Raw genomic sequence first — 5,821 nt, forward strand, 5'->3', positions numbered from 1 at the left:
ATACCATGTGAGGTGCAGGGCACGGTCTTATGTCTCCCCTACGGCGGCGCCTCGGGCGCATGGTATCATGGAAGTATATGGGCACGGGCAGGGAGGCGCAGTTCCGCATGGAAGGCGAGCTCATCGATAAGGCGCTGGGGCTTGGTCGCTATGCCTGGGCGCGCCGCATCGTCACGGGTTGCGCCGTGACCGTCTCCGCCTTCCTGCAGGCCTTCACGCTGATCGTCTTTGTCCAACCCGCCGGCCTGCTCTCCAGCGGATTCACCGGTCTTGCCATCCTGGTAGACCGGGTCGCCTCGCTCTGTGGCCTCTCCTTCCCCACCTTCGTCGGCATGGTCGTGTTCAATCTCCCCGTTGCGGCACTGTGCTGGAGGCACATCTCGAGACGCTTCGTGCTCTTCTCGATGGCGCAGGTCTTCCTCGCAGCCTTCTTCCTGCGCGTGCTTCCTGCCGCCACCCTGACGGGGCTCATCTCCTTCGACTCCAGGTTTCTCGACGTGGTGTTCGGCGGCTTCCTCTACGGACTCGCGATCGCACTCGCACTCAAGGGCGGTGCCTCGACGGCGGGCACCGACTTCATATCGCTGATGGTGTCCAATCGCACAGGCAAGACGATCTGGACCCAGATATTCGCCGGCAACTGTGTGATGCTGACCATCTTCGGGGCGCTGTTCGGTTGGGAGAGTGCGGCGTGGTCGATCATCTTCCAGTTTGTCTCCACCTCAACGATCGATACGCTCTACCGCCGCTACAAGAGGGTGACGCTGCAGGTGACGACGAGGCGTCCCATGGAGGTCATGGCTGCCTACCAGGCACGCTATCATCACGGCGTGTCGTGCGTCGAGGCCTTTGGCGGATACCATCACCAGCGGATGTGGCTGCTCAACACCGTGGTCTCGGCCTACGAGCAGGATGACATCGTCCGCCTGATGCGCGCCGTCGATCCCCATGCCGTCATCAACGTGCTGCGTACCGAGAGCTTCCACGGTGGGTTCTACCGTGCCCGCGTCGACGAGCCCCTGCCCCAGGAGCTGCCGCATGACGAGGGCGTCGTGTGCAGGGGGAAGTGAGCTCCGCACAGGAGGGCCCATGGCAGTGGACAGGCAGCTTATCCGCTAGACTGCACAAGAGCGCCTACAGGAGGTCGACGCGCTCGCCGGCAAGCGCCTTGTTCATGCTTCGCACGGCGCAGAATTTGCCGCACATCGAGCAGGTGTCGCCATGGTCGTCCTCGGGCGCGCGGCTGTCGCGTATCGCCCATGCGATCGCGGGGTCGAGCGCCTGTGCGAACTGCGCGTCCCAGTCCAGGGCGCGGCGGGCGTCCGCCATGCGATCGTCCCGCTCCCGCGCCCCCGGGATGCCCTTGGCGATGTCGGCCGCATGGGCCGCTATCCTGCTGGCGATGATGCCCTGGCGCACGTCATCCATGTTGGGGAGCGCCAGGTGCTCGGCAGGCGTCACATAGCACAGGAATGCCGCGCCCGACGCGGCGGCGAGAGCACCACCGATGGCGGCCGTGATGTGGTCGTAGCCGGGCGCGACATCCGTCACGAGGGGCCCAAGCACGTAGAACGGCGCACCCTTGCAGACGCTCTGCTGCACCTTCATGTTGGCAGCGATCTGATCCATCGGCATGTGGCCGGGACCCTCCACCATCACCTGGACATCCCTGTCCCAGGCGCGCTGCGTCAGCTCTCCGAGTCGCAGGAGCTCAGCCATCTGGCAGCCGTCCGTGGCATCCGCCAGGCAGCCCGGGCGGCAGGCATCTCCCAGGCTGATGGTCACGTCGTGCTCGCGACAGATCTCGACTATCTCATCGTAGCGCTCGAGGAAGGGGTTCTCGTTGCCGGTCATGGACATCCAGGCAAACACGAGGCTGCCACCTCGACTCACGATGTTCATCCTGCGGGTGCCCCTGCGTATCTCGTCGATGGTCTCGCGCGCGATGCCGCAGTGCAGCGTGACGAAGTCGACGCCATCCTCCGCATGCAGACGCACCACGTCAACGAAGTCGTCGGCGGAGAGGGTGGCAAGGTCGCGCTGGTAGTGGATGACCGCATCGTAGACGGGGACGGTGCCCACCATGGCGGGGCACTCCCGGCAGAGCCTCTGCCTGAACGGTTGGGTGTCGCCATGGCTCGAGAGATCCATGATGGCCTCGGCACCCAGGTCCACGGCACTCCTGACCTTCTGCATCTCGACGTCATAGTCCCTGACGTCGCGGCTGACCCCCAGGTTGACGTTTACCTTGGTGCGCAGCATGCTCCCGATGCCGTTGGGCTCCAGGCTCGCGTGGGCATGATTGGCCGGGATGATCACCCTGCCCTCGGCGACCCACCCGCGAATCTCCTCGGACGTCCTGCGCTCCTTCTGCGCCACCAACGCCATCTGGGGCGTGACGATTCCCCTTCGGGCGGCGTCCATCTGCGTCGCAGGGGTCCTTGTCATGGCTGTCTCCCTAGTCGATCATGTCATTGGCAGTCTTCTGATACTTACCACCAAGTGCAAACGCATGGTCCATGGGGCCACTCCCGTGACCCAGGTCGAGCATGGCCGCAAGCGCATCGGAGACGTAGGCCTTGGCACGGCGCACCGCCTTCTCGAGTCCGAACCCCTTGGCAAGGTTCGCCGCGATGGCGCTCGAGAGTGTGCAGCCCGTGCCGTGCGTGTTGGGGTTGTCGATGCGCCTGCCTTTGAGCCAGCGTGCGGTGCCATCGTGCCAGAGCAGGTCGTTGGCGTCGTTCAGGCTGTGGCCGCCCTTGCAGAGCACGGCGCAGCCACAGCGCTCGCAGATGCTCGCCGCCGCGGCGAGCATGTCGTCGGGCGTCTCGATGCCGCGGCCGCTCAGAACCTCGGCCTCGGGGATGTTGGGCGTGATGACCTCCGCAAGCGGAAAGAGCAGCTCCTCGAGGGCATCGATGGCGTCGTCATCGATGAGCCGGGCACCGCTCGTCGCCACCATCACTGGGTCGAGAACCACGTTTCTGGCGCCATGGCGGCGCAGGCGGTCGGCGACGGCCTCGACGAGCACGGACGAGCCAACCATGCCGATCTTCACCGCATCGGGCCTGATGTCCTCGAACACCGCATCGATCTGCGCCGCCAGGAACTCGGGCGACACCTCCATGACGCCGCGTACGCCCATAGTGTTCTGGGCGGTCAGCACCGTGACGGCGCTCATGGCAAAGACCCCGTTCGTGGTCATCGTCTTGATGTCCGCCTGGATGCCGGCACCGCCGCTCGAGTCGCTCCCCGCTATGGTCAGGGCCGTCCGCATGAGCCTCCTCATCGGTTCTCACCCAACCCCTCCATGACCTTGTCGGCACCGGTGAAGTCGCGCAGGTACGCATCGGCCAGACCCCTGATGGCCGGGCGGTCCGCCACGCTTGCCTCATCCTCCACGGCACAGGTGGGAAAGCCCGCCTCGTGGGCGCAGCGCAGCGCCTGGAGGGTGTCCTCCACGACGAGGACCTCCCGTGGTGCGAGTCCCAGGGCATCGGCGGCCATCCGGTAGATCGTGGGCTCCGCCTTGGTGGTCGCGAGGGCGTCGCAGGAGAGCAGGCGCTCGAAGCAGTCCCAGATGCCTAGGCGCGCGAGGGCGGCACGACCCAGCACCGGGTCGCCCGCGGTCGTCAGCACCATGCGCACCCCGGCATCACGGAGGGCGCGGACAAGGCTCCCCGCCCCAGGCTTGAGACGTACCTCCTTACGGTAGAACCCCTCCAGGACGGCAGAGATCCCCCGGCGGACCTGTCCCGCCGACTGGGCAAGGCCGTAGTGCTCCCGCAGGTAGGCGACCCCCTCATCGAGGGTCAGCGCGAAGAGCCGCTCCTCGAGGCCCGGCTCCGCCTGCACGCCTCGGGAGGCGAGGTAACGTACGCCCAAACCGTCCCAGACGCCTGTCGAATCGAGCAGGGTCCCATCGATATCGAAGGCAGCACCGCGAATCATATGCCCAACGTCTTCCGTACCTGCATCCTGAGGTCACACGTCGCTGCCTCGACGTCCGACTGGGCGAAGATGGCCGAGATGACGGCCACGCCGCGGATGCCTGTACCCGCGAGCTCTTTGACGTTGTCGCGCGTGATGCCACCGATGGCGACGACGGGGATGTCCACAGCCCCACAGATGGCTGCGAGCTCCCCGAGGCTCACGCTGGTGGCATCCGCCTTGGAACCGGTGGGAAAGACCGCGCCCACGCCCAGATAGTCCGCCCCGGCCCGCTCGGCGGCGAGCGCCTCTGCCATTGTGCTGGCGGAGACGCCCAGGATCCCGTCCGCACCGATGCGTCGGCGGGCCTCCTCAGCCGACAGGTCATCCTGCCCCACGTGCACGCCGTCCGCTCCGCATTCCAGGGCGAGGCCCACGTCGTCGTCCACCACGAACGGCACGCCATGGGCATGGCAGAGCACTCGCAGCTCGCAGGCCTCGGCGAGGTAGGCGTCATGAGGGAGGGCCCCATCATCCTTCTCGCGCACCTGGACGAAGGTGGCGCCACCCCGCAGGGCCTCCTCCACGCACCCTGCGAGCGTGCGTCCGGCCAGCCAGTGGCGGTCCGTCACCGCGTAGAGCGCGAGCGAGCCGGCGAGCGCCTCCCTACCTGAGCTCATGGCGCGCCCCCTCGTCCAGCTGGGTGCCATCGATGGTGTAGAGGGCGTCGATGATGCGGTTGCGGTAGGTGGCGTTGCCGTCGCCCTCCTGCATGCGCGACCAGCCCACCTCACCGGCAAGGCCCATCAGGCAGACGGCCGCGGCCGCGGCCTCCAGCCTGTCCGTGGGGTTGGCGATGAGGTAGGCGCACAGGACGCCCGAGAGCATGCAGCCCGTACCCGTGACCCTGCCCATCTCGGCGCGGCCGTTGCGGATGACGTAGCAGGCGTCAGCAGCGGCCACGAGGTCGATGGCCCCCGTGATGGCGACGATGCTGCCCACCTCGCGAGCATAGCCCTTGGCGAAGGCCACCATCTCGTCGAGGTTGGCGTCCGTCACGGCGTCCGCCGCGCTGGCGTCCACGCCCCTCGTCGTGGAGCTACCCAGGGCAAGGGCCTTGAGCTCCGAGACGTTGCCGCGGATGGCGTCGAAGCCGACGAGCCCCTGGAGCTCCCTGCAGACCCTCGTGCGCAGGGCACTCGCGCCCGCCGCCACGGGGTCGAGCACCCGGACGTGGCCCAGCTCGCGCGAGCGCCTGCCCGCGATGCGCATGGCCTCCGTCGTCTGCCTGTTGAGATTGCCGATGTTGATGTTGAGGCCGCCGCAGATGGCGGTGACCTCCTCCGCATCGTCGGGCTCGTCGGCCATGATGGGGCTCCCGCCGCAGGCGAGCACCGCATTGGCGACGTCGTTGATGGTGACGTAGTTGGTGATGCTGTGCACCAGCGGCATCACCGTGCGCACGTTGCGCAGGCATTCGGAAAGCATGACTCAGGCTCCTCTCGACACAATGGCGGGCACACCCGCTCTGGATGTGCCCGCCTGGACGAGAGCTTGCCTGGCCGCCGTTGTGGCCATAGTCCCTACGCTGGCATTACCCAGATCAGGTATAAGGGTCGGGGCCGCGTGGGACCCCCTCTCAGCCGGCGTGCGCCAGCTCCCCTGTTCGAGGGCAATTGTAGCGCAAGGGGCGCGTGCCGCAACCGGCACACATGTCATCGTGTTGGGGGGGAGACGCGGACACCTTAGCGAGGGCCAGTTTTTGCAGCCGCTGGTGCAGAAGCATTCAGTTTCGCTTATCAATCCGATGAAAGTGTGTCCTGGTCTTGTCGGAAGCACACCTATCCCGTTCCCACGCCAGGGGCGCGGCAGTGGAGTTACATATTTCTCA

The 5,821-nt window shown here is 66.6% G+C and carries 6 protein-coding genes and 1 riboswitch; of the genes, 1 reads left to right on the forward strand and 5 read right to left on the reverse strand.

The window, feature by feature from the left end:
* Positions 1 to 77 precede the first annotated feature (77 nt).
* Positions 78 to 1,070, forward strand: coding sequence for a YitT family protein (locus tag HMPREF1316_RS03445; RefSeq protein ID WP_021725539.1), 993 nt, complete (start codon positions 78 to 80; stop codon positions 1,068 to 1,070).
* A gap of 64 nt (positions 1,071 to 1,134) precedes the next feature.
* Here HMPREF1316_RS03445 and thiC read toward each other — a convergent pair whose 3' ends face one another.
* Genes thiC through thiM form a run of 5 tightly spaced genes read right to left on the reverse strand, consistent with a single transcriptional unit; the run spans position 1,135 to position 5,418 of the window.
* Positions 1,135 to 2,448: a phosphomethylpyrimidine synthase ThiC gene (thiC, locus tag HMPREF1316_RS03450; RefSeq protein ID WP_021725537.1), complete on the reverse strand. Its 1,314-nt coding sequence runs from the start codon at positions 2,446 to 2,448 to the stop codon at positions 1,135 to 1,137.
* A 10-nt stretch (positions 2,449 to 2,458) separates the two neighbouring features.
* On the reverse strand, positions 2,459 to 3,277 hold the full coding sequence (thiD, locus tag HMPREF1316_RS03455; RefSeq protein ID WP_021725540.1) for a bifunctional hydroxymethylpyrimidine kinase/phosphomethylpyrimidine kinase: 819 nt from the start codon (positions 3,275 to 3,277) through the stop codon (positions 2,459 to 2,461).
* An 8-nt stretch (positions 3,278 to 3,285) separates the two neighbouring features.
* Complete coding sequence (locus tag HMPREF1316_RS03460; RefSeq protein WP_021725538.1) at positions 3,286 to 3,951, reverse strand: HAD family hydrolase; 666 nt, start codon at positions 3,949 to 3,951, stop codon at positions 3,286 to 3,288.
* Positions 3,948 to 4,610 carry a thiamine phosphate synthase gene (gene thiE, locus HMPREF1316_RS03465; protein ID WP_021725541.1) on the reverse strand — a complete coding sequence of 221 codons (663 nt, stop codon included), beginning with the start codon at positions 4,608 to 4,610 and terminating at the stop codon, positions 3,948 to 3,950. Before thiE ends, HMPREF1316_RS03460 begins: the two co-directional genes overlap by 4 nt.
* Positions 4,597 to 5,418 carry a hydroxyethylthiazole kinase gene (gene thiM, locus HMPREF1316_RS03470; RefSeq protein WP_021725542.1) on the reverse strand — a complete coding sequence of 274 codons (822 nt, stop codon included), beginning with the start codon at positions 5,416 to 5,418 and terminating at the stop codon, positions 4,597 to 4,599. The genes thiE and thiM overlap by 14 nt, the downstream gene beginning before the upstream one ends.
* 75 nt (positions 5,419 to 5,493) lie before the next feature.
* Positions 5,494 to 5,604: riboswitch (TPP riboswitch) on the reverse strand.
* Positions 5,605 to 5,821 lie beyond the last annotated feature (217 nt).

The sequence above is a fragment of the Olsenella profusa F0195 genome (genome assembly GCF_000468755.1).
GTDB classification, from domain to species: Bacteria; Actinomycetota; Coriobacteriia; order Coriobacteriales; family Atopobiaceae; genus Olsenella_F; species Olsenella_F profusa.